1 protein-coding gene is annotated in these 1,451 nt (G+C 65.0%); it reads right to left on the bottom strand.

All coding sequences use genetic code 11. The annotated features are described in order from the left end of the window. Positions 1-114: 114 nt before the first annotated feature. Positions 115-1,451: thioesterase domain-containing protein (locus tag ACWC0C_RS48335; protein ID WP_450871548.1), on the bottom strand; the 1,337-nt coding region annotated here is incomplete at its 5' end.

The raw sequence follows: 1,451 nt of genomic DNA on the forward strand, positions 1-1,451 counted from the left end.
GTGCGGCTGGGTCGCCTTCTCTTTGCTGATGACTTTCAACGATTCTCCTGAGAACGGATTCTTGGATAGCTGCGGTGAGACAGAGAGAGCACCCCGGACGGGACAGGAGGGAGGTCAGGCCTTGCCTTGTTTTCCCGCGCTACCGGCCAACCTTGCAGCCAATATCTGTCCTATTTCGGACAGCGGGCCGGGCTGGGTCATAGCCCCGTGCACGCAGTCGATGGCGTGTACTTCAACGCGTCCGTTCGTATGCGGAGACCAGACATCGGGAGCGAGTTCACTGCCCGCCTTGTCGGCAGCCGCGGCAAAGAACAGTATGTCGCCCATGAACTTGCCGACACTGATGTGATCACTCAAGTTGGCGATATCCACGAAGACTTCGACCAGAGCCGAGAACTCATCCGCGCCAAGCCCAGCGAGAGGGCTTTCAGGCGATGTCGGGTCATGCCCGATGGACTCGGCGATGGCACTCAGTACCTCCGGGCTGTCGTACGACAGCCGCTCACCCTCCCAGCCGTCAGTGGGCAGGTAACTGTCCATCATGGCGAGCAGAGCGACTTCCTCACCTTCCTCCTGCAGGCGGACCGCGACGGCGTGAGCCACGATGCCCCCGAAGGACCAGCCCAGGAGGGAGTACGGACCGGAAGGCTGGACTTTTCGGATCTCGTTCAGGTAGTCCTCGACCATCTCCTCCAGCCCAGGTGCCGCGGCGTCCGGCTCGCTGAACTTACGGGCCTGCAGGCCGTAAAGAGGCTGCTGACGGTCCAAATGGCGCAAGAGGCCGGAGTACGCCCAACTGAGTCCGATCGCCGGATGGATACAGAACAGCGGGTCGAGATCCCCTTCGGCGCGCAGGGGCAGCAGGACCCCCAACGAGTCCGCGGAAGAGCTGCCCGGCGTCCGGTCCAGCTGCCGGACAAGGGTGGCGATGGTGGGGGTTTCGAAGAGGGTGCGTACTGGGAGTTCGACCCCCAGGGTCGAACGGACGCGGCTGATGAGGCGGGTGGCGAGGAGGGAGTGCCCGCCGAGTTCGAAGAAGTTGTCGTCGATTCCGACGGTGGGCACGCCCAGGACCTCGGCGAACAGGCCGCACAGGATCTCCTCCTGTGGGGTCCGCGGACCGCGCCCGGTTCCGGCGGCGGGCAGGTCGGGGGCGGGCAGGGCGCGGTGGTCGACCTTGCCGTTGGTGGTCAGCGGGAGCTGGTCGAGCACCATGAACGCGGTGGGAACCATGTACTCCGGCAGCAGGCCGGCCGCATGCGCACGCAGCGCCTCTGTGTCCACTGTGTCGGTGCCGGCCTGGGCAACCACGTAGGCCACGAGCCGTTTGTCGCCCGGCTGGTCCTCACGAGCTATGACCGCGACCTGCGCCAGCCCCGCAAAACGCCCCAGTACGGCTTCGATCTCGCCGAGTTCGATGCGGAAGCCGCGGATCTTGACCTGGTCGTCGA

The organism is Streptomyces sp. NPDC001709 (assembly GCF_053596375.1).